This window comes from Neobittarella massiliensis (ex Bilen et al. 2018) (assembly GCF_014269355.1).
Classification (GTDB): domain Bacteria; phylum Bacillota; class Clostridia; order Oscillospirales; family Ruminococcaceae; genus Neobittarella; species Neobittarella massiliensis.
The window spans coordinates 124721-143487 of sequence record NZ_JACOGI010000001.1 but is presented as its reverse complement, the minus strand read 5'-3'; the positions used below and the strand labels follow the sequence as shown (position 1 = coordinate 143487).

Sequence of the window (18767 nt, the reverse complement as noted above, 5' to 3'; positions counted from 1 at the left end):
CGTCAGGCGTATCGGTCTCTCTTTTTTTACAGCAGTTATAAGATAGAAAAAACCTGCGGTCGCAAAATGCGGACCGCAGGTTTGGCGGAGATGGAGGGATTTGAACCCTCGCGACGGTTTCCCGCCCTACACCCTTAGCAGGGGCGCCTCTTCGACCTCTTGAGTACATCTCCAAAGTCAAAGGAACAGGGGCTATTTTATTAGGATCGGCTGGCGGAGAGGGTGGGATTCGAACCCACGGCTCTTGCGAGTCACTGGTTTTCAAGACCAGCTCCTTAAACCGCTCGGACACCTCTCCATCGCAAGTAACAGACATTATAATAGCATACCGGCATTTTTCTGTCAACTATTTCCGGGGTTTTTTTAAGCGCCTTTGGCCCCCTGTCTATACTCTGCCCAGTTGTGGCGATTTTACACCGCTGCGGTGTCGGACCGCCGTCTGCGCCAAAAGAGAAGAGCCTAAAAGGCTCTTCTCTTTTGGTTCTGGCAGGATCAGAGTGCGGCGTATGCGCGGGCGACCTGAGCGCCCACGACGGCGTTTGCCTTGACCATTTCGGAGAGCTGGACAAAAGAGCGGCCGCCGGTCATCTGCTTGATAGCCCGCAGGATAAACGGTGTGGACTCCTTGCCGCTGACCCCCTGCTGGCGGCACTGCTCGACGGCGCGGGTGATGACCACTTCCATCTCGTCGTAGTCGACGGCGTACGGTGCGGGGATGGGATTGGCGATGAGCAGCCCACCGCTCAGGCCCATAGACCACTTTGTCTTGGCGATACGGGCCGCCTCTTCGGCACTAGCGACAGCATAGTCGAGTGGAAGATGGCTGGTGCGACTGAAAAAGGCCGGGAACTCGCTGGTGCCGTAGCCGATGACCGGCACGCCAAAGGTCTCGAGGTACTCCAGTGTGAGCTTTAGATCGAGGATCGATTTGGCGCCGGAGCTGACGACCGCCACATCGGTGTGAGCCAACTCTTGCAGGTCGGCGGAGATGTCGAAACTCTGGCTGGCGCCACGGTGCACGCCGCCGATACCGCCGGTGACAAAAAAGCGGATACCGGCCATTTTGGCAATGACCATGGTGGCCGACACGGTGGTGGCGCCGGCCCGGCCGATGGCGGCGTAGGTGGGCAGGTCGCGGCGGCTGACCTTGCCGATTTGATTTTCTTTTGTCTGGCACATATAGAGCAGCTCGTCACGGGTGAGGCCCGCGCGCAGCTGGCCATCGATGACCGCAGTGGTCGCCGGCACGGCCCCGGCCCCGCGCACGATCTGCTCGATCTCGAGGGCAAAGGCGGCGTTTTCGGGGCTGGGCATCCCGTGGCTCAGGATGGTGGATTCCAGTGCCACCACCGGCTCGCCGTTTTTGAGGGCGGACTGGACTTCGGTGCTCATTTGCAGATAGCGATTCATGTTTTTCCTCCTTTATTTGTAAAGCGGTGGCTATCTATTACAGCTGGTTACAGCCGGCGCCCGCAGCAGCGCCTGCAGTGCGGTGAGGCTCATGTGCGGGTTGACGGTATCGGGGTGCTGCGTGGCCAGCAGTCCGGCGGCCAGAGCCATATCGAGACACTGCGTCGGCGCGCTTTTTTGGCAGTATCCCCACAGGAGACCGGCGGCAAAGGCATCGCCGGCGCCCACTGCGCTGCGTACCTGTTTGGCTGGCGGCAGATGGCGAAACAGACTGTTTCCAGCGCGGTCGCAGTAGTAACAGCCGCGCGCGCCCAGCGTGACCACCACCGCCTGTACCCCGGCATCTAACAGGCGCTGGGCTGCCAACTGCAGCTGACGGCGATCGCCAACCGGCAGCCCGGTAAGCGCCGCCAGCTCGTAGACATTGGGGGTGACGGTATGCAGACCGTTTAGATAGGGCCGCAGGCGGCGGGCGTTTTGGGTGGAGACCGGGTCCCACAGTACTGGTTTTTGGGGGGCTATTTGCCGGGAGATAACGGCCATGAGTGCCTCGGGAAGGCTGCCGTCACAGACCAGCCAATCGGCGCGCTCGATATCGCGCTGAGCGGCGGTGAGCAGTTCTGGGCCCAGCTGGCGGTAAATGGACAGATCGGAGACTGCCACCAGCATATCGCCCTGCTCGTCGAGCACCACCAGGTGGGTGGCGGTGTGGCACGCCGGCAACACCGCCACCTGCTGGCTATCGATGCCGCGGGCGCGCAAGTCGGCCAGCACAGCGCGGCCATAGAGATCGTCCCCCACCGCTGAGAGCTGCTGCACCCCAGCCCCCAGCAGCGCCAGATTGGCCAGAATATTGTGGGTGACGCCCCCCACCGCGGTGTGTACCTGCCCCATGTTGGAATCGCGCAGGACGGGGCTGCTGTGCGGGCGCCCGCTGACATCGACGTTGGCAGCCCCGATACCCAGTATGTAACTCGCTGTGCTCACTGTGCTCACTATGCTCACTATGCTCTCCCCTTTACTGTACGGTGTAGTGCAGGCCGTCGGCCATGGCCAGCGGCGACCAGCTGTCACCCAGGCCCGGGCGATCGGGCGGCAAAAACGCCCCCTGTACCGGCGACGCCGGGTGCAGGGTGAGCGCCCTGTTTTGAGGGCGCTCTTGCAGGATGTGGTGCTCGTGGACCAAAAAGTTTGGCAGCGCTGCCTCTAGCTGGAGGGCGGCGGCGGTGGAGAGACCGGTGCCGCAGACATGCAGCTGCACTGCCACATCGCTGGTCGCCGCCATATCGCAGATCTTTTTGACCTCGGTAATGCCGCCGGCAGTGCCGATATCGGGCTGGATGATCTGGATCGAGCCATCGGCCAGGTAGGTGGCGTACTGCCAGCGGGTGTAGATGCGCTCGCCGTGGGCGATGGGCAGCCCGGCCCCGGCGTGCAGCTGGCGCAGCAGTTGGGGGGTGGGGGTATTTCCCTCCTCTAAAAACCAGATGCCCAGCTCGCGCACCGCCTGGGCCAGTTGGACAGCGGCCGGCGTATCGGTGTTGCCGTGATTTTCGATGATGAGGTCGATCTCCTCTCCCACCGCCCGCCGCACCGCCGCCACCCGATCGTAAAACAGGCGCACCACAGATCGGGACAGCGGACCGTGCAGCGCACGGCGGTCAAAAAGGCCGCCGTCGGGCGCGATCTCTAAAAAATCTATCTTCAGGGCGGTATAGCCGTCCTCCAGCGCTGCCAGCGCGTTCTCGGCGTACTGCTGCGGGGTGCGGGCGCTCTGACGGTGGGACTTCCAACCGGTCTGCAGCTGGGAGGCATAGGCCCGCAGCGGTCGCTTGACACCGCCCAGCAGCTGCCACACCGGCACACCAAAGTATTTGCCGCGGATATCCCACAGAGCCATATCGATAGCGGAGATCGCAGCGAACACTGCCGGGCCGCCGTTTTGTGCCCAAAAGCTGTGCCGGTACAGCCGCTCCCACACCTGCTCGTGAGCCAGTGGGCCGGCCTTTAGTACCAGCGGCGCCAGATCGCGCAGGGCCCCCAGCGCGGCGAAGCTGCCGCGCCCGTAGCCGAGGGCAGCTTCACCGTCGCCAAAGAGGCCAGTATCGGTGTACACCCGGCAGCCCACCGGGCAGAGCGTATCTGCACAGTCGAGCCGAAACAGGTCGATCTTTTGCACCTGCATAAAAGCCCCTCCTACTACAGCATCTGCTGGTTTTAATAAGCAATTACTATATTAGCACAGCATACGCTACTGTCAAGCGCCAGAACCGCCAACATTTCTCTTCCCTTTTGCAGCAGGTACACAAATGGTCGGCCAAAGACAGCTATAGTTGGCTGTTCGGGACCAAACATGCTATACTGAAAGCAGAAATGGGGCGGCCCGGTGGGGACGGCTATCGATACTGAGGTGTATGACATGACAGACAGAGAGACGGAGATCCTGCATATTATTGAGAAGGACCCCACGATCTCGCAGAACCAGATCGCCGATATGCTGGGCATCACCCGCTCATCGGTATCGGTATACATCAACAACATGACCAAAAAGGGTATCTTGCGGGGGCGGGGTTATATTATTGCCCGGGAGCGCTACCCGCTGGTGGTCGGGGCGGTAAATATGGATATTATCGCCACGCCCCAGCCCCAAGACCTGGCGGAACCACTGTGTGCCGGCCGTATTTTTGAGGACAGCCGGGTGGCGGTACGCTACGGCGGCTGTGCCAAAAATGTGTCGGAACTGCTGGTGCGGTTAGGCTGTGCGCCGCGGATGATCGCCGCAATCGCCGGCGACATTTTTGGCCGCAGTATTTTGCAGGAGTGCCGCGATCAGGGCATTGTGACTGACAGCTCGCTGGTTCTGGAGGGGGCCAGCACCTCGCTCATCGTGGAGGTGCAGGACCCCGGCGGTCAGCAGGTGCTCACCGGGCTGCGCTCGCGCAACATCGCCCAGCAGATCACGCCGGGATTTTTGCGCCAGCAGGCACCGGTGTTGAGCCAAGCGGCGCAGATCGTTATCGAGGACAAGCTGAGTGCCGAGACCCTGAGCTACCTGACGGCGGCGTGGGGTGACAGACCGCTGTTTTTACACGCCACCTCCTACTCTCGCACCGGGGTATATATCGGGTTGCTGGACCGCTTTCACACCGTGCTCATACCGCCGGAGATCGCCTGTATCGCCGCCGGGGCCGAGCGGACAGACGGCAGCGACTTGGGCGTCGTGCGGGAGCTGGCCCGACAACTAATGCAAATGGGCGCTCGTCGGGCGGTGCTGCCGCTGCCCGACGGCACGCTGTGCCTGGCAGACGGTGCCGGCTGTACCGTTTATGCACCGGCAGTGGGACGTACGGCGGGCTACACCTTTTACCGCGATGCGGTGATGGCCGGACTGGTGTACAGCTGCGACCGCGGTCTGGACGAGAGGGAGACGATGCGCTTTTTGGCGGCCTGCCGAGAGGCGGCGCTGCAGAGCGGGGGCGGTGAGAGTTTTTGCCTGCCGCTGGTAAATCAGCAGCTGGAAAAAGGCGGCGGGCGCTTTTTCCAGACCGCGTGGGCGTAAAAAACGCGCAAAAAGAGAGGGGCGGTACAGGGGACCGCCCCTCTCTTTTTTACGCCTGTATATGCAATTTGTGCCGCTAGACCTGGTGCTGCCATTTTGCGCCTCGGTAGCGCACCCAAAAGCAGATGGCGCGCACCACCCAATCGAGAACCATGGCTACCCATACCCCGAACACGCCCAGACCCAGGTATTTGCCCAGCACGTAGCTCATGGCGATGCGGCACAGCCACATGGAGAGGATGGAGGTGACCATGGTGAACTTGATATCACTGGAAGCCCGCAGCGCATTGGGCAAAATAAAGGCCGAGGGCCAGATGACCGTACAGGCCACAGCGTGGAAGACGAGTATTTGCCTGGCCAGCTCGCCGGTGGCTCTGGACAGACTGTAGAGCTTTAGGATAAACGGCATGACGAGCACGATGAGCAGATTGAGACCCAAGAGGCCCAGATGGGTGACCTTGAGCAGTTTTTTGGTGTAGTGGCGGGCCTGCTGGTAATCGCCCGCACCGGCGCATTGACCCACTACGGTGATGACCGCCAGACCGATGGCTGAGCCGGGGATGATCTGAAAAGTGGCCACCGTGTTGGAGACGGCATTGGCGGCGATAGCGGTGGTGCCGAAGGTGGCGATGAGGCTGGCCACCAGGATCTTGCCCAGCTGGAACATGGCGTTTTCCAGCCCGTTGGGGATGCCGATACTAAAGATCTTGCGGATGACCGCCGGATGAAAGCCCAGGCGAAAGTGCTCGTCGATATGGATGGTGTTTTGTGGGTTTTTGATGAGCAGCAGCATACAGAGCGCCGCCACTGCCCGCGACAGCAGTGTGGGCCAAGCCACCCCGGCCACCCCCATGTGCAGGCCGTACACGCAGATGGCGTTGCCGACGATGTTGATGCCGTTCATGAGGATAGAGGTCTTCATGGAGACCTTGGAGTTGCCCATGGACCGGTACAGGGCGGCGCAGCTATTATAGATGGCCAAAAACGGATAGGACAGAGCGGTGATCTGAAAGTAGGTGAGCGCATCCTGCATGATGGCCGGTTCGACGTTGCCGAAGATGAGATTTAGGAGCGGGCGGCGGGCCAGCAGGGCGGCGGCCATGATGACGATCGACAGCACCGTTGTGGAGAGCAGCAGCTGATTGGCGGCCATGTTGGCGCCGTCGTTATCTTTGCGGCCCAGGTGTTGGGCGGAGATGACGGCGCCGCCGGTGGCCAGCGCCGAGAGCATATAGATGATGAGCACGCCGATGGTATCGACCAGCGAGACGCCGGAGACAGCCGTTTCGCCGACGCTGGAGACCATGATGATATCGATCATGCCCACCGACACGGCCAGCAGCTGTTCGACCAGCAGCGGCAGGATAAGCTTTTTTAAATCGCGATTAGAAAACAGCATGGAGCAGCAGGACCCTCTTTCGTAATGTGCTTTTAGGCGGCGGTATCGGCCGCGGGCTGGTGGGGACGGCCGGTGCGCTGGATAAAGATATTAGACACCAGCACCCCCAGCAGGGTGATGCCCACCCCGCAGTACAGCATGATGCGGATGCCGAACTGGTCGATGAGCCAGCCACCCAAAAGCGAGCCGAACACACCGCCCAGCGTGTTGGTCACCGTCATGACCGCCTGTCCTTTGACCTTGTCGGGCTCTTCCATCAGGTCGTTGGCATAGTAGACCGAGGCGGGTATGAACAGCGCATAGGCGCCGATCTGGCAGCACTGGCTGACATAGACCCCCGCCACGCTGCCGGCCAGCGCCAAGGTGGCGGCTTTGAGCAGGAAAAACACCAGTGACACCCGCATGAGCGTGTCGCAGCGCACCCGCTTTACCAGCCGCGAGAACAGCAGCATAGCCGGCAGCTCCAGCACTGCCGCCAGCGTAAGCGCGCTGCTGAACTGGGTCTCGGCTCCGCCCATATAGGTGACGATCTGCAGCAAGAAGTTATTGAGCATGGTGTGGAAGATGAACACACAGGTGCAGCCCAACATAAAGGCGGTAAAAGCGGGGTATTTTTTAAAGAAGTGCAGCAGCCCGCCGGACTGCGGCGGGACAGTGGCGGCCTGCTGGGGGGACGCGGCGGCGGCCGGACGGCCCGGCGCCCGGAAGGCCAGTGCCAGCACCATGATGAGCAGGTACAGGGCCATAAAAGTGACCGGCAGCACATCGGCCCCAAAGCGGGCCACCAGCAGCCCCAGCAGATAAGAGGCGGCGGCAAACGCCACCGAGCCCACCCCGCGGGCGATGCCAAAGTCGATGGTGATACCCAGCTTTTCGTACACGAAGCCCAAGGCGTTGAGCAGGGGCTGGATGACGAACATGAGCGTACCTACCAGGCAAAACAGAGCCATGGTGATATAGAAGGTGTGAGGGATGATGAGCAGCACCCCCGAGAGCGCCGCGGTGATAAAGGCCACCAGCGCCACGATGTGCCGCAGCGGCACCTTGCGGGCGCGGTCGGCCAGCGCGGCCACTGCCGGTTGCAGCAGGGCGCCAAAGGCGTTGGCCAGTGCCAGCACTACGCCGATCTGGGTGTTGTCAAAGTCTCGCGAGAGCAAAAAGACCGAGGCAAAACTGAGGATGGCGCAGAATACCATCCAATAGGTGCCCTGTAAGCCGGCGTAGTGGGCCGTCATCCGCCGGGAGGCGGCAGTGCCTGATGTGGACATGAAAAATCCCCTCTTTCACGCGCAAACTGCGCAAATACGCTGATTTTCTCCCATAAAATATAAGTATAGCACAACTTCTTCCAGCTGTCAGCTGGGCAGTTGACGACAGCGGTGCGCTGTGGTATCATCACTAGCAAGATCTATATGGTCTTATTTTGTACTACACACCTGTGACACGAGGAGGAACTATGCAGAGCAGATCGCTGCGGGGCGAACAGATCGACCAGTTGTACCAGGAGCACCTGTGCCGGGATTTTCCCCCCGACGAGCGCAAGCCTTTGGGGCAGATCCACCGGGCGGTGGACCGGGGCATTTACCGGGTGGTGGGCTTTTACCGGGAAGATACGCTGTGCGGCTACGCACTGCTGTCGGTGCTGCCGGGGCGCCGTTTTGGCTTTTTAGATTACTTTGCCGTAGTGCCCCAGATGCGCGGCGGCGGGATAGGCGGCCAGCTGCTGGCCGACCTGCGCCGACAGATGGCCGACCTGCAGGGCATATTTTTTGAGGTGGAGCAGCCGCAGAGCGCCCCTGACCCCCAGCAGGCAGGCCGACGCATACGCTTTTATCAGCGGGGCGGCTGCCGCTACACCGGTGTATACACCCGGCTGTTTGGGGTAAATTACTACATTTTATACCTGCCCTGTGCCGGCGATGCCGACGACGAGACGCTTCTTGTAGAGGTGGAGGCAAGCTACCGGGCGATGGTAGACCCCGCCCTATACGACCAAAAAGTGGCGATATGGAGACATGCGCCGCCGGCCGACGGGCGCTGCATACAGCAGTAAAAATAGCGAAAAAGCCCTGCCGGCAAGCACATTTGCCGACAGGGCCTTTTTGATGGATGAAAGCCGCTTTACCTAGCCGCGGTAGTACAGCCGGGCGCTGGTATTGACGTGGATCATGTCGCTGGCGCTCCAGCCGCTAAAGCAAAATGGGCCGGCATAGCTGCCATTATACCAGCTGCCGCCAAAAATGACGGCCCGCAGGCCCGGGCGCTGCCAGTAGCAGTCGCTGTAATAGGTACTGGCGCTGCCGCCGGTACAGGCGGTGGGAAAGCGGGCAGAGGGCAGTGCCGGGTCGTACCCCTGGGCGGTGATGTAGGACTCGTCCTCGGCCGCATTGCGGTAGGCCACCTTTTGGTAGGGGCCGGTGGTGGTGATATCGTCGTAATGGCGGGGGTCGGTACACACATAGGCCTGCCGATCGGCGATGTTGACGCCGTCGAGCCACTCCCAGGTGTTGCCGTAGGGATTTTCGATGCCCCGGTACACGATGGGCGACCGGCCGCTCGACGGGCCGTAGAGGGAGCCGGAGGAAGCCGCCACCCCGTCGGCACCCCCGTTTTTCCAGACTGAGGTATATAGCAGCATGCCCGGTGCGGCCGGGCCGCCGCAGTCTAGGGTGACACGGCAGAGACCCTGCGGCTTTTGTTCAATGGCGGTGACGGTGGCGTGGGGGATGGCGGCGTTGTCGCCCAACTGAGGCCCCACAGCTACCCCCTGACCCAGCACGAACTGACAGGCATAGTCGGCATTGACCCACAGCTGGCGACCGCCATCGGCCACCTGTTCGATGGGCCAGCGGTCACTGTAGGGCATATCGCAGATGCCCCGCAGCACCGACTGGCCGTTTAAGGTGGCGAACTCCACCACAAACAGCGGCTGCAGCAGGTCGCAGAGATAGGTGATATCGCCCATCTCCCAGCCGGGGCCGCGGCGGCAGAGCGCGCGCCAGGTGGGGCGGTCGGTGCGGATGCGGCCATAGCCGCCGGCGCGGCTGGACACGGTGGCGACGCCGTCTTTTTCGTCGTCGCAGCAGAGGTACGCCCCCACATACACCGCGCTGCGCTGTGTGCCGTCGGGCCGCACGAACGCCGGTGACAGCCGGTAACCGGGCACCGGGTCGGGCGACACCCACCAGCGGGCACAGCCATCTCTCTGCTCGTAGAGCTGGTAAAAGCGCGGGATCTCGACCATCACCTGGCCGCCGGTGCCGTCATCCCGGTACGCCGGTTGACCGGCATAGGCGAGCACCCGGCCGTCGTCGGACAGATTACAGCGGCGCAGGCCGCTCCAGGGCCGCAGCGCGTCGAAATCGCTCACTGCCGGCTGACTGCCGGTGCCCACCGCCGCCTGCAGGCCCACCGCGTCGCCCAGCCGCCGCAGCTGTGGATCGGGCACACCCAACTCGTATTCTACCCCGTATCGTCTCATCATCTCTCTGCCGCCTCTCTCACTATCATAGTTTCTCTTACTATAGCGCGCATACGCGGTGCCGCGCAATACGGCGGCGCATATTTTTGTGCTCAGCTGCGTGCAGAGGGGAAAAATAACGCTTGGCACAGAGAAAAAGTATGATATGGGACCATTTGACTTTATCATGCCGCTGTGCTACAATCGTGGCGGGCGGGAGACTTCTGCCCGCTATACCACCGAAAAGGAGTACGGGCATGAACTTCCGCCGGGAGTGGAAAAATTATTTGACGATCATGCTGGGGGCCGCGATCTTGGCTTTCGGCATTTATAATGTGCACCGCCAGGCGGGTATTACCGAGGGCGGCGTTTTGGGCATGACCCTGCTGCTAGACCGCTGGTTTGGTATTTCGCCGGCGGTGGGTGAACTGGTGATGGACATCATCTGCTATGCCGTCGGCTACAAGGTGTTGGGCGGCGCGTTCGCCCGCTACTCGCTGGTGGCTACCTGCTCGTTTGCGCTCTCGTACGGGGTGTACGAGATGTTTCCCCCGCTGCTGCCGGACCTGTCGGCACACCCGCTGGTGGCAGCAGTGCTTGGCGCCGTATTTGTAGGGGTGGGCGTGGGCCTGGCCGTGCGGGTGGGCGGCGCCTGCGGCGGCGACGACGCGCTGGCCATGGTGCTGGCTAAAAAGCTGCGCTGGCCCATCTCGCGCTGTTACCTGTCTACCGACTTGGCGGTGCTGCTGCTGTCGCTGAGCTACATTCCGCTGGGGCGCATCGCCTACTCGCTGATCACAGTGACGATCAGCTCATTTTTGATCGGCAAAGTACAGACCGTGGGCAAAAAGGAGCCGGCAGCGGCCGAATGTGACCAACCGCTATAGAAGTATCGATATCGAAAGCCATCAGCCGACAGCGGCTGGTGGCTTTTTTACCGGCTAAAAAAGGACAGAACTGGCAGGTATTTCTCCTGCGAATAGACGATTTCTTTTTCTGTTTGGCGCCACATTTTGTGCGGGTGGGAAAAAATCGCTGCCGGTGATTTACAGCGGCGGCAGCATCCCGTATACTGTAGCATAATACTCTGCTTACTTTGACGCCCGCTGCGGCGCTTACCGTTAGACAAAGGAGACCTTATGAAGACCATTAAAGAGATCGCCCCCGCCTACAGCGACTATGCCGTAGCCATGCGCCGCACCTTTCACCAGCACCCCGAGGCGAGCATGCAGGAGACCTGGACCTGCGCTAAGATCTGCCAGGAGCTGCGGGATATGGGGATCCGCCACCAGGTGGTGGCGGGCACCGGCGTGGTGGCTACCCTGGGCCGGGGCGACGGCAAGACGGTGATGCTGCGGGCCGACATGGACGCCCTGACCGTGACCGAGGAGACCGGACTCGATTTTTGTTCGCAGCAGCCGGGCATGATGCACGCCTGCGGCCACGACGGCCACATGGCCATGCTGCTGACGGCGGCCAAACTTCTGCAGGAGGTAGAGGAGCAGCTGGCCGGCACGGTGAAACTGTTTTTTCAGCCCGGCGAAGAGGTAGGGCTGGGGGCCAAGGCGATGATCGCCGCCGGGGCGCTGGAAGGGGTGGATGGCTGCTTTGGCATCCACCTGTGGTCGGATATCCCCACCGGCAAGATCTCGGTAGAGGCCGGGCCGCGCATGGCCTCGGCCGACCGGTTTGAACTGACTATCACCGGCAAGAGCGGGCACGGCTCGATGCCCCATCAGGGCGCGGATGCGGTGCTGGCGGCAGCAGCGGTGGTAATGAACCTGCAGCAGATCGCCAGCCGCCGCACCGACCCGCTGGAGTCGGCGGTAGTGACGGTGGGCACCGTGGAGGGGGGCAGCCGCTGGAACGTGCTGGCCGGCGAGGCCAAGCTGACCGGCACTACCCGCACCTTTAGCAGCGAGATATGCCGGGATTTCCCGGCCATGATCGAGCAGATCGCCACCTCTACCGCTATGACTTACGGCGCCACCGCCCGGCTAGACTACACCCCGCTGCTGGGGCCCACCGTAAACGACGAGACCTGCTCGGCCATTGCCGCCGATGCGGTGCGTGCGCTGTGCGGCGAAAAGGCACTGTACCACTTTGAGCGCATCACCGGCGGCGAGGACTTCTCGTACTACCTGCAAGAGGTACCGGGCTGCCTGGCATTTGTGGGCATCCGCAGCGAGGAAAAGGGTTCTACCTACCCCCACCACCATGAAAAATTCCAGATGGATGAGGACGCACTGATCACCGGGGCGGCACTGTATGCCCAGTTCGCAGTAGATTTTTTGGCCAAGTTTTAAAGTATATCTAAAAGAGCGGGGCGGCACTTTGGTGCCGCCCCGCTCGCAGATATCGAACACTTGCTGCCGGCTGGATGACCGATCTTGATATTAGTCGGGATCTTTTTCCAGCAGGTGGGTGATGGTGGTCTCGATGAACAGGCGGTCTTTTTCGCTCATCTGGCGGTACTCGTCCATAATGCGCTCCTCCCGGGCATCCCACTCAAAAGTGAGGTTGCGTCCAAACAGAATACTGGCATCTACCCCCAGCGCAGTGGCCAGCCGATACATGGTATCCAGGGTGGGATTGGCCTTACCCGACTCGATCAGACTGATGCGGCGCGGTTCGATCTTGGCTCGATAGGCCAGGTCTTCCTGGGTGAGATCGCGGGTCTTGCGCAGCGATTTGATGTTTCTTCCGACGCGGTTTTTGAGTGTTTGCATAGTGCTCCCTTCTCGGTGATCATGGGCGGGTACAGAGCGCTGCCCCGGGCGACATTTCCTGCCTCTCTATCATAGACGCATTTTTTGTAGAGACATGGCGAAATTTGTCGCATATATCGCAATTTCTATGTTTTTGTTTTCGGCTGCTGTTTATTTTCCCACTGCAGAGAGCGGCCTACCGCCCGCTGCCAGCCGGTCAACAGCTTTTGCCGCCGCTCGGGCTCCATAGCGGGGTAAAAGCTGCGCTGGACCTGCCAGTTGCGCACGATCTCCTGCTCGTTTTTCCAGTAGCCGACTGCCAGGCCGGCCAGGTAGGCCGCACCCAGGGCCGTGGTCTCGGTACAGGTAGGGCGGCAGATGGGGCGGGCCAGCACATCGGCCTGGAACTGGAGCAAAAAGTCGTTTTGCGAGGCGCCGCCATCTACTTTTAGCTGGCTTAAGTGCATGCCGCTATCGGCTTCCATAGCCTGCAGCACGTCGTGCACCTGGTAGGCGATAGACTCGAGCGCGGCGCGGATGATGTGGTTTTTGCCGGTGCCGCGGGTGATGCCGACGATGGCCCCGCGGGCATAGGGGTCCCAGTGGGGGGCGCCCAGGCCGGTGAAGGCCGGCACCAGATACACCCCGCCGGTGTCCTCGACCTTGGAGGCAAAATAGGCGGTGTCGGCGGCGGATTCGACCAGTTTCATCTCGTCGCGCAGCCACTGTACCACTGCGCCGCCCACAAAGATAGAGCCCTCCAGCGCATAGGTGACCCGGTCGCCGAGCCCCCAGGCGACGGTGGTGATGAGCCCGTTTTGTGAGGCCACCGGTCTCTCGCCGGTATTCATCAGCAAAAAGCAGCCGGTGCCGTAGGTGTTTTTGGCGTCGCCGCCGGCAAAGCAGGCCTGCCCAAACAGCGCCGCCTGCTGGTCGCCCGCGGCACCGGCGATGGGGATCTTGCCGCCGAAGATGCGCGGGTCGGTGTGGCCGTAGACCCAGCTGGAGGGCTTTGGCTGCGGCAGCATGCTGGCGGGAATGTCCAGCAGCGCCAGTATCTCGGGGTCCCACTGCAGAGTGTGGATGTCAAAAAGCATGGTGCGCGAGGCGTTGGAGTAGTCGGTCACATGCACCTTTTTGCCCGACAGCCGCCAGATGAGCCAGCTGTCGACAGTGCCGAACAGCAGCTCGCCCCGCTGGGCCCGCTCGCGGGCGCCGGGCACGTTTTCGAGTATCCAGCGGATCTTGGTACCGGAAAAATAGGGGTCGATGGGCAGGCCGGTCTTGCGGCGGATCATCTCGCCGCAGCCGTCTTGTTCGAGCTGGGCGCAGTAGTCGGCGGTGCGGCGGCACTGCCAGACGATGGCATTATAAACCGGCTCGCCGGTCTGGCGGTCCCAGACGATGGTGCTCTCGCGCTGGTTGGTGATGCCGATGGCGGCGATCTGCTCGCTCTGGGCGCCGATCTTATAGAGTGCCTCCCCCGCCACACCGACCTGTGTGGACCAGATATCCATGGGATCGTGCTCCACCCAGCCCGGCTGGGGGTAGATCTGCCGATACTCCTTTTGGGCCACACTGCACACTCGGCCCTGACGGTCAAACAGGATGCAGCGCGAACTGGTGGTCCCCTGATCCAGAGCCATGATATACTGCTCCATATGCTTTCCCCCAAATCGTCACAACTTGTATGTTTCGTATAATCAGTATACTACAAACCGTGATTTATGCAAATCCCTATGTTCTGTACAACGCCGCCTATATAGATAGACCGGGCAGGCAGCCGATCGGCTGTCTGCCCGGTCTATTTTCACTGTCCCGCGCTTTGCCCGGGTATCCCCTTTTGTATAAAGCGCTCCATAGCGCGGACCGTATCGTCGCGGCCGGCAAAGGAGGAAAGCCGCAGATAACCCTCACCGCTGCTGCCAAAACCGGCCCCCGGCGTGCTGACGATGTGGCAGGTGTGCAGCAGATACTCGAAATACGCCCAGGAGCCCATACCGCTGGGACACTTGAGCCATACGTACGGCGAGTGCTCGCCGCCCACGTGCCAGATGCCGAGCTCTTCGAGCGCGTTCTTGATGATGCGGCCGTTTTCGCGGTAGTAGGCGATGGCCGAGCGGGTCTGCTCGATCCCCTCGGGAGAGAATACCGCCTCGGCCCCGCGCTGCACGATGTAGGAGACGCCGTTAAATTTGGTGGTCTGCCGGCGCAGCCACATGCGCCGCAGCTCCAGCCCCTCACGTACCAATCGGCGGGGCACCACCGTATAGCCACAGCGGGTGCCGGTAAAGCCCGCCGTTTTTGACAGCGAACAGATCTCGATGGCACAGGTCTTGGCCCCGCGGATCTCGAAGATGCTGTGGGGCAGGTCGGGGGTGGCGATGAACGACTCGTAGGCGGCGTCGAAGATGATGATAGCACCCATGTCGTTGGCGTAATCCACCCATTTTTCGAGTTGCGCGCGGGAATAGACCGCCCCGGTGGGATTGCCGGGCGAACACAGGTAGATGATATCGGCCTGTATGCTCTTGTCCGGCAGCGGTAAAAAGCCATTTTGCTCACTGGCGTGCATGTAGAGGATCTTGCGGCCAGCCATGATGTTGGTGTCCTCGTACACCGGATATACCGGGTTTGGGATGAGGACGGTGTTATCGCGGTCGAACAGATCGAGAATGTTGCCCAGATCGCTGTTGGCCCCGTCGCTGACAAAGATCTCGTCCATCTCGAGCCGCACCCCGTAGCGGCGGTAGTAGCCCCTTATGGCGCTGCGCAAAAAGTCGTACCCCTGCTCGGGCCCGTAACCGTGAAAAGTGCCTTTGCGGCCCATCTCTTGTACCGCTTGCTGCATGGCGTGCACCACCGCCGGGCACAGGGGGATACTCACATCGCCCACACCCAGACGAATGATATCGGCTTTGGGATCTTGGGCGCGGTAGTCCTCGGTCTTTTTGACAATAGAGGAAAAGAAGTAGCTGTTTTGTAGATGGCGGTATCCCTGGTTGAGTTTCATGTTGCTCCCCTCTCTGCGGTATATGTAGGCGGGCTCCGGCCCGCAGGGCATGTGCTGTTTGCTGTTTACTGTATGCTACCGTGCTTTTTGTCGGCGTAGGGCCGCCTCGACAAAGGCGCGAAAAATGGGGTGGGCGTGGTTGGGGCGGCTCTTAAATTCGGGGTGGAACTGCACCCCTACGTAAAACGGGTGGGCGGGGATCTCGACGGCCTCGACCAGGCGGCCGTCGGGCGAGGTACCGGTAATGAGCATACCGGCCGACTCGTACTGTTCGCGGTAGTGGTTAGCGAACTCGTACCGGTGGCGGTGGCGCTCGCTGATGAGCTGCTGGCCGTAGGCGCGCATGAGCTGACTGCCGGGCGAGAGCTGGCAGGGATAGGCGCCCAGACGCATAGTGCCGCCTTTGGGCAGGTCGCCGTGCTGGTCGGGCATGAGATCGATGACCGAGTGAGGGCCATCGGGGTAAAACTCGCTGGAGTTGGCCCCGTCGAGCTGCAGCACATGGCGGGCAAATTCGATGGCGGCGATCTGCATACCCAGACAGATGCCCAGGTAGGGGATGTTGTTTTTGCGGGCGTATTTGGCGGCGGCGACCATCCCCTCGATACCCCGGTCGCCGAAGCCGCCGGGCACCAGGATGCCGTCGCAGCCCCGCAGCTTTTCACCGGCGGTGCGGTCGGTTATCTCCTCGGCCTCCAGCCAGCGTATCTCGACCTCAGCGGCATTTTCGTAACCGGCATGAGCCAGCGCCTCGACGACCGAGAGGTACGCATCATGCAGCTTGATGTATTTGCCCACCAGGGCGATGGTGACCTTTTCGCAGCGGGCTGCGATGCGGTCTAACATCTGCTGCCAGTCGCCCAGATCGGGGGCCGGCGCGGTGATGTGCAGTTTGCGGCAGACGATGTCGGAAAAATGCTGCTGCTCGAGCATGATGGGGGCCTGGTAGAGGTGGGGCAGCGTGACGTTTTCGAGCACGCAGTCGGGCTCGACATTGCAAAACAGCGATATCTTCTCTTTGATACCGGGGCCCAGCGGCTCGTCGGAGCGCAATACGATGACCCCGGGCAGGATACCCACCCCCATGAGCTGTTTGACCGAGTGCTGGGTGGGCTTTGACTTGTGCTCGCCGGAGGACCGCAGGTAGGGTACCAGTGTGACGTGGATGAACAGGCTGTTTTGCGGCCCCACCTCCAGTGAGACCTGGCGAATGGCCTCTAAAAAGGGCTGACTCTCGATATCGCCGATGGTGCCGCCGATCTCGGTGATGACCACATCGGCCGATGAGGAGCGGCCTACCGCGTAGATAAAATCTTTGATCTCGGAGGTGATGTGGGGGATGACCTGCACAGTCTCACCCAGGTACTGGCCACGGCGCTCCTTGTTGAGCACGTTCCAGTACACCTTGCCGGTGGTGAGATTGGAAAAGCGATTGAGGTCCTCATCGATAAACCGCTCGTAGTGGCCCAGGTCGAGATCGGTCTCGGCCCCGTCTTCGGTGACGAACACCTCCCCGTGCTGATAGGGACTCATGGTGCCGGGATCTACATTTATATAGGGGTCGAGCTTTTGGGCGGCCACCTGCAGGCCTCGCGCCTTGAGCAGCCGGCCCAACGAGGCGGCGGTGATGCCTTTGCCCAGGCCGGAAACCACGCCGCCGGTCACGAAAATATACTTTGTCTCCATCTTCTCTTTTCCTCCCTGCCTGCTTGGCTCTTTGTTATATTGGACGGTGGGGCACCGGCTCATACCTCTGCGGTGCCGGTGAAAGCCACTTCTGCCGGGCCGGTCATATACACCGTCTCGGGCGCATAGCGCACGGTGAGCGCGCCGCCGCGCAGCTGCACCTGTACCTCGGTATTGCGGGCGCACAGGCCGGCGGCCACCGCCGCACACACCGCCGCACAGGCGCCGGTGCCGCAGGCCAGCGTTTCGCCGCTGCCCCGCTCGTGTACCCGCATGCGCAGCTGGTCAGGCCCCAGCACCTGCACGAACTCGGTGTTGACGCCCTGCGGGAACAGCCCGCTGCGCTCGAAATCTCGTCCCAGCGAGACCAGATCGAGCTGCTCGACGGCGGGCAAGAACACCACGCAGTGGGGGTTGCCCATAGAGAGGCAGGTGATCTCGTACCGGCGGCCCCCCACCTTGACCGGCGTGCCCACTACCCGTGCACCGGGCAGATCGACCGGGATCTGCTCGGGCCGCCAGACTGGGGGGCCCATATCGACGGTGGCCCCCACCGCTCTAGAACCGGCGATCTGCATCTGCAGTGTCTTTATACCGCTGGCGGTCTCGACTGTAATCTGCCGCTTTTTGCAGTAGCCGCTGTCGTAGAGGTATTTGCCCACACAGCGGATGGCGTTGCCGCACATTTTCCCCTCACTGCCGTCGGCGTTATACATGCGCATGCGGGCGGCGGCCACAGAAGAGGGACAGATGAGCACGATGCCGTCGCCGCCGATGCCAAAGTGGCGATCGGACAGCTGTTTGGCCAGCGATGCCGGTTTTGGCACTGTGTGTTTCAGACAATCGAAATAGATATAGTCGTTGCCACAGCCGTGCATTTTGACAAACGGCAGCTGCATGGTCGCTTCCCTCCTATATGGCCGTGCGGACTTTCTGCCGCTCAGTTCTCGTAGGTCTTGAGGATGTTTTTGGCCACCTGGCCGCGGGTGATGCGCAGATCCATAGCCTGTTTTTCGATATAGCGGTGGGCCTGGGGCTCGGTCATATCCAGGTATTGGATCAAGGCGCATTTGGCACGGTCGACCAATCGGATCTCCTGGATGCGACCGTGCAATTTTACGTTTTCGCGGTGCAGGCCCTGCAGGCGGTAGCGCTGGCCGGCGGCCATGCGCAGCACCCGCAAAAATTGCGGCCGGCTCAGCGGGCTGTCGGCCACCAGTACACCGTAGGGCTCTACCCGGGGGGCGATATCGCCGTACTCCTCCCGCCGGACCGCCAGCACTACCCCGCCGGTACTGCTCTCGGCCAGCTGTATGGCCAGCTCGTGGCCGTACTCGTCGGGCAGCGGGGCGCAGATGAGCACCAGATCGAACTCGGCCTGATCCAGCTGCCGCCGGGCGGCACCGCCGGAACCGGCCACCAAGATGCGCGCATAACCGGCTGTTTTGAGCAGTGCGCCGAGCGGTTGGGCGTGCTGGGCGTCGGCGCCGGATACGATGAGTGCCTGCATCTGCTGTTCCCCCCTTTTTTAG

Annotated in this window: 16 protein-coding genes and 2 tRNA genes; 4 read left to right on the top strand and 14 right to left on the bottom strand. The window is 61.6% G+C overall.

What is annotated here, in order from left to right; genetic code table 11:
- Positions 1-82: 82 nt before the first annotated feature.
- The 5 genes from H8K20_RS00730 to H8K20_RS00710 all read right to left on the bottom strand — a co-directional run bounded on the left by H8K20_RS00730 (position 83) and on the right by H8K20_RS00710 (position 3595).
- Positions 83-173: transfer RNA gene (locus tag H8K20_RS00730), tRNA-Ser, on the bottom strand.
- A 38-nt stretch (positions 174-211) separates the two neighbouring features.
- A tRNA-Ser gene (locus H8K20_RS00725) sits at positions 212-298 on the bottom strand.
- Between the two features lie 194 nt (positions 299-492).
- The gene (locus tag H8K20_RS00720; RefSeq protein ID WP_105203259.1) at positions 493-1410 is read right to left on the bottom strand and encodes a pseudouridine-5'-phosphate glycosidase; all 918 of its coding nucleotides are present in this window, start codon (positions 1408-1410) and stop codon (positions 493-495) included.
- Positions 1411-1440: 30 nt separating this feature from the next.
- Positions 1441-2415: a PfkB family carbohydrate kinase gene (locus tag H8K20_RS00715; RefSeq protein ID WP_186487175.1), complete on the bottom strand. Its 975-nt coding sequence runs from the start codon at positions 2413-2415 to the stop codon at positions 1441-1443.
- Between the two features lie 13 nt (positions 2416-2428).
- Positions 2429-3595 carry a mandelate racemase/muconate lactonizing enzyme family protein gene (locus H8K20_RS00710; protein ID WP_186487173.1) on the bottom strand — a complete coding sequence of 389 codons (1167 nt, stop codon included), beginning with the start codon at positions 3593-3595 and terminating at the stop codon, positions 2429-2431.
- A 234-nt stretch (positions 3596-3829) separates the two neighbouring features.
- Between H8K20_RS00710 and H8K20_RS00705 the strand changes: the two genes are divergently transcribed.
- A complete protein-coding gene (locus tag H8K20_RS00705; protein ID WP_186487172.1) occupies positions 3830-4969 on the top strand; it encodes a PfkB family carbohydrate kinase in 1140 nt (379 codons plus the stop codon).
- Between the two features lie 76 nt (positions 4970-5045).
- Here H8K20_RS00705 and H8K20_RS00700 read toward each other — a convergent pair whose 3' ends face one another.
- The gene (locus tag H8K20_RS00700; RefSeq protein ID WP_407938503.1) at positions 5046-6365 is read right to left on the bottom strand and encodes an MATE family efflux transporter; all 1320 of its coding nucleotides are present in this window, start codon (positions 6363-6365) and stop codon (positions 5046-5048) included.
- A 35-nt stretch (positions 6366-6400) separates the two neighbouring features.
- A complete protein-coding gene (locus H8K20_RS00695; RefSeq protein WP_186487170.1) occupies positions 6401-7636 on the bottom strand; it encodes an MFS transporter in 1236 nt (411 codons plus the stop codon).
- Between the two features lie 188 nt (positions 7637-7824).
- On the opposite strand from H8K20_RS00695, the gene H8K20_RS00690 reads away from it, so the two are divergent.
- Positions 7825-8421, top strand: a complete 597-nt coding sequence (locus H8K20_RS00690; protein ID WP_186487169.1) for a GNAT family N-acetyltransferase — start codon at positions 7825-7827, stop codon at positions 8419-8421.
- A 72-nt stretch (positions 8422-8493) separates the two neighbouring features.
- Here H8K20_RS00690 and H8K20_RS00685 read toward each other — a convergent pair whose 3' ends face one another.
- Positions 8494-9852 (bottom strand): hypothetical protein, encoded by a 1359-nt coding sequence (locus H8K20_RS00685; protein ID WP_186487168.1) that lies wholly within the window; start codon positions 9850-9852, stop codon positions 8494-8496.
- A gap of 233 nt (positions 9853-10085) precedes the next feature.
- Between H8K20_RS00685 and H8K20_RS00680 the strand changes: the two genes are divergently transcribed.
- Together H8K20_RS00680 and H8K20_RS00675 are read left to right on the top strand one after the other, a co-directional pair.
- The gene (locus H8K20_RS00680; RefSeq protein WP_154866090.1) at positions 10086-10715 is read left to right on the top strand and encodes a DUF6198 family protein; all 630 of its coding nucleotides are present in this window, start codon (positions 10086-10088) and stop codon (positions 10713-10715) included.
- Positions 10716-10967: 252 nt separating this feature from the next.
- The gene (locus H8K20_RS00675) at positions 10968-12134 is read left to right on the top strand and encodes an amidohydrolase (RefSeq protein WP_186487167.1); all 1167 of its coding nucleotides are present in this window, start codon (positions 10968-10970) and stop codon (positions 12132-12134) included.
- A gap of 90 nt (positions 12135-12224) precedes the next feature.
- Here H8K20_RS00675 and H8K20_RS00670 read toward each other — a convergent pair whose 3' ends face one another.
- The 6 genes from H8K20_RS00670 to H8K20_RS00645 all read right to left on the bottom strand — a co-directional run bounded on the left by H8K20_RS00670 (position 12225) and on the right by H8K20_RS00645 (position 18745).
- A complete protein-coding gene (locus tag H8K20_RS00670; protein ID WP_105203248.1) occupies positions 12225-12557 on the bottom strand; it encodes a helix-turn-helix domain-containing protein in 333 nt (110 codons plus the stop codon).
- A 125-nt stretch (positions 12558-12682) separates the two neighbouring features.
- Entirely contained in the window at positions 12683-14197 is a 1515-nt protein-coding gene (gene glpK, locus H8K20_RS00665; RefSeq protein WP_105203247.1) for a glycerol kinase GlpK, read from the bottom strand.
- Between the two features lie 149 nt (positions 14198-14346).
- Positions 14347-15549 (bottom strand): LL-diaminopimelate aminotransferase, encoded by a 1203-nt coding sequence (locus H8K20_RS00660; RefSeq protein WP_186487166.1) that lies wholly within the window; start codon positions 15547-15549, stop codon positions 14347-14349.
- A gap of 75 nt (positions 15550-15624) precedes the next feature.
- Positions 15625-17235, bottom strand: coding sequence for a CTP synthase (locus tag H8K20_RS00655; protein WP_105203245.1), 1611 nt, complete (start codon positions 17233-17235; stop codon positions 15625-15627).
- Between the two features lie 59 nt (positions 17236-17294).
- Positions 17295-18134 carry a diaminopimelate epimerase gene (gene dapF / locus H8K20_RS00650; RefSeq protein WP_186487165.1) on the bottom strand — a complete coding sequence of 280 codons (840 nt, stop codon included), beginning with the start codon at positions 18132-18134 and terminating at the stop codon, positions 17295-17297.
- Between the two features lie 41 nt (positions 18135-18175).
- The gene (locus H8K20_RS00645; protein ID WP_186487164.1) at positions 18176-18745 is read right to left on the bottom strand and encodes an ANTAR domain-containing response regulator; all 570 of its coding nucleotides are present in this window, start codon (positions 18743-18745) and stop codon (positions 18176-18178) included.
- Positions 18746-18767: the final 22 nt, after the last annotated feature.

Coding starts and splice junctions, on each gene's coding strand:
- H8K20_RS00720 (WP_105203259.1), bottom strand. CDS start 1,410: ATGAATCGCTATCTGCAAATGAGCACCGAAGTCCAGTCCGCCCTCAAA.
- H8K20_RS00710 (WP_186487173.1), bottom strand. CDS start 3,595: ATGCAGGTGCAAAAGATCGACCTGTTTCGGCTCGACTGTGCAGATACG.
- H8K20_RS00705 (WP_186487172.1), top strand. CDS start 3,830: ATGACAGACAGAGAGACGGAGATCCTGCATATTATTGAGAAGGACCCC.
- H8K20_RS00695 (WP_186487170.1), bottom strand. CDS start 7,636: ATGTCCACATCAGGCACTGCCGCCTCCCGGCGGATGACGGCCCACTAC.
- H8K20_RS00690 (WP_186487169.1), top strand. CDS start 7,825: ATGCAGAGCAGATCGCTGCGGGGCGAACAGATCGACCAGTTGTACCAG.
- H8K20_RS00685 (WP_186487168.1), bottom strand. CDS start 9,852: ATGATGAGACGATACGGGGTAGAATACGAGTTGGGTGTGCCCGATCCA.
- H8K20_RS00680 (WP_154866090.1), top strand. CDS start 10,086: ATGAACTTCCGCCGGGAGTGGAAAAATTATTTGACGATCATGCTGGGG.
- H8K20_RS00675 (WP_186487167.1), top strand. CDS start 10,968: ATGAAGACCATTAAAGAGATCGCCCCCGCCTACAGCGACTATGCCGTA.
- H8K20_RS00670 (WP_105203248.1), bottom strand. CDS start 12,557: ATGCAAACACTCAAAAACCGCGTCGGAAGAAACATCAAATCGCTGCGC.
- glpK (WP_105203247.1), bottom strand. CDS start 14,197: ATGGAGCAGTATATCATGGCTCTGGATCAGGGGACCACCAGTTCGCGC.
- H8K20_RS00660 (WP_186487166.1), bottom strand. CDS start 15,549: ATGAAACTCAACCAGGGATACCGCCATCTACAAAACAGCTACTTCTTT.
- H8K20_RS00655 (WP_105203245.1), bottom strand. CDS start 17,235: ATGGAGACAAAGTATATTTTCGTGACCGGCGGCGTGGTTTCCGGCCTG.
- dapF (WP_186487165.1), bottom strand. CDS start 18,134: ATGCAGCTGCCGTTTGTCAAAATGCACGGCTGTGGCAACGACTATATC.
- H8K20_RS00645 (WP_186487164.1), bottom strand. CDS start 18,745: ATGCAGGCACTCATCGTATCCGGCGCCGACGCCCAGCACGCCCAACCG.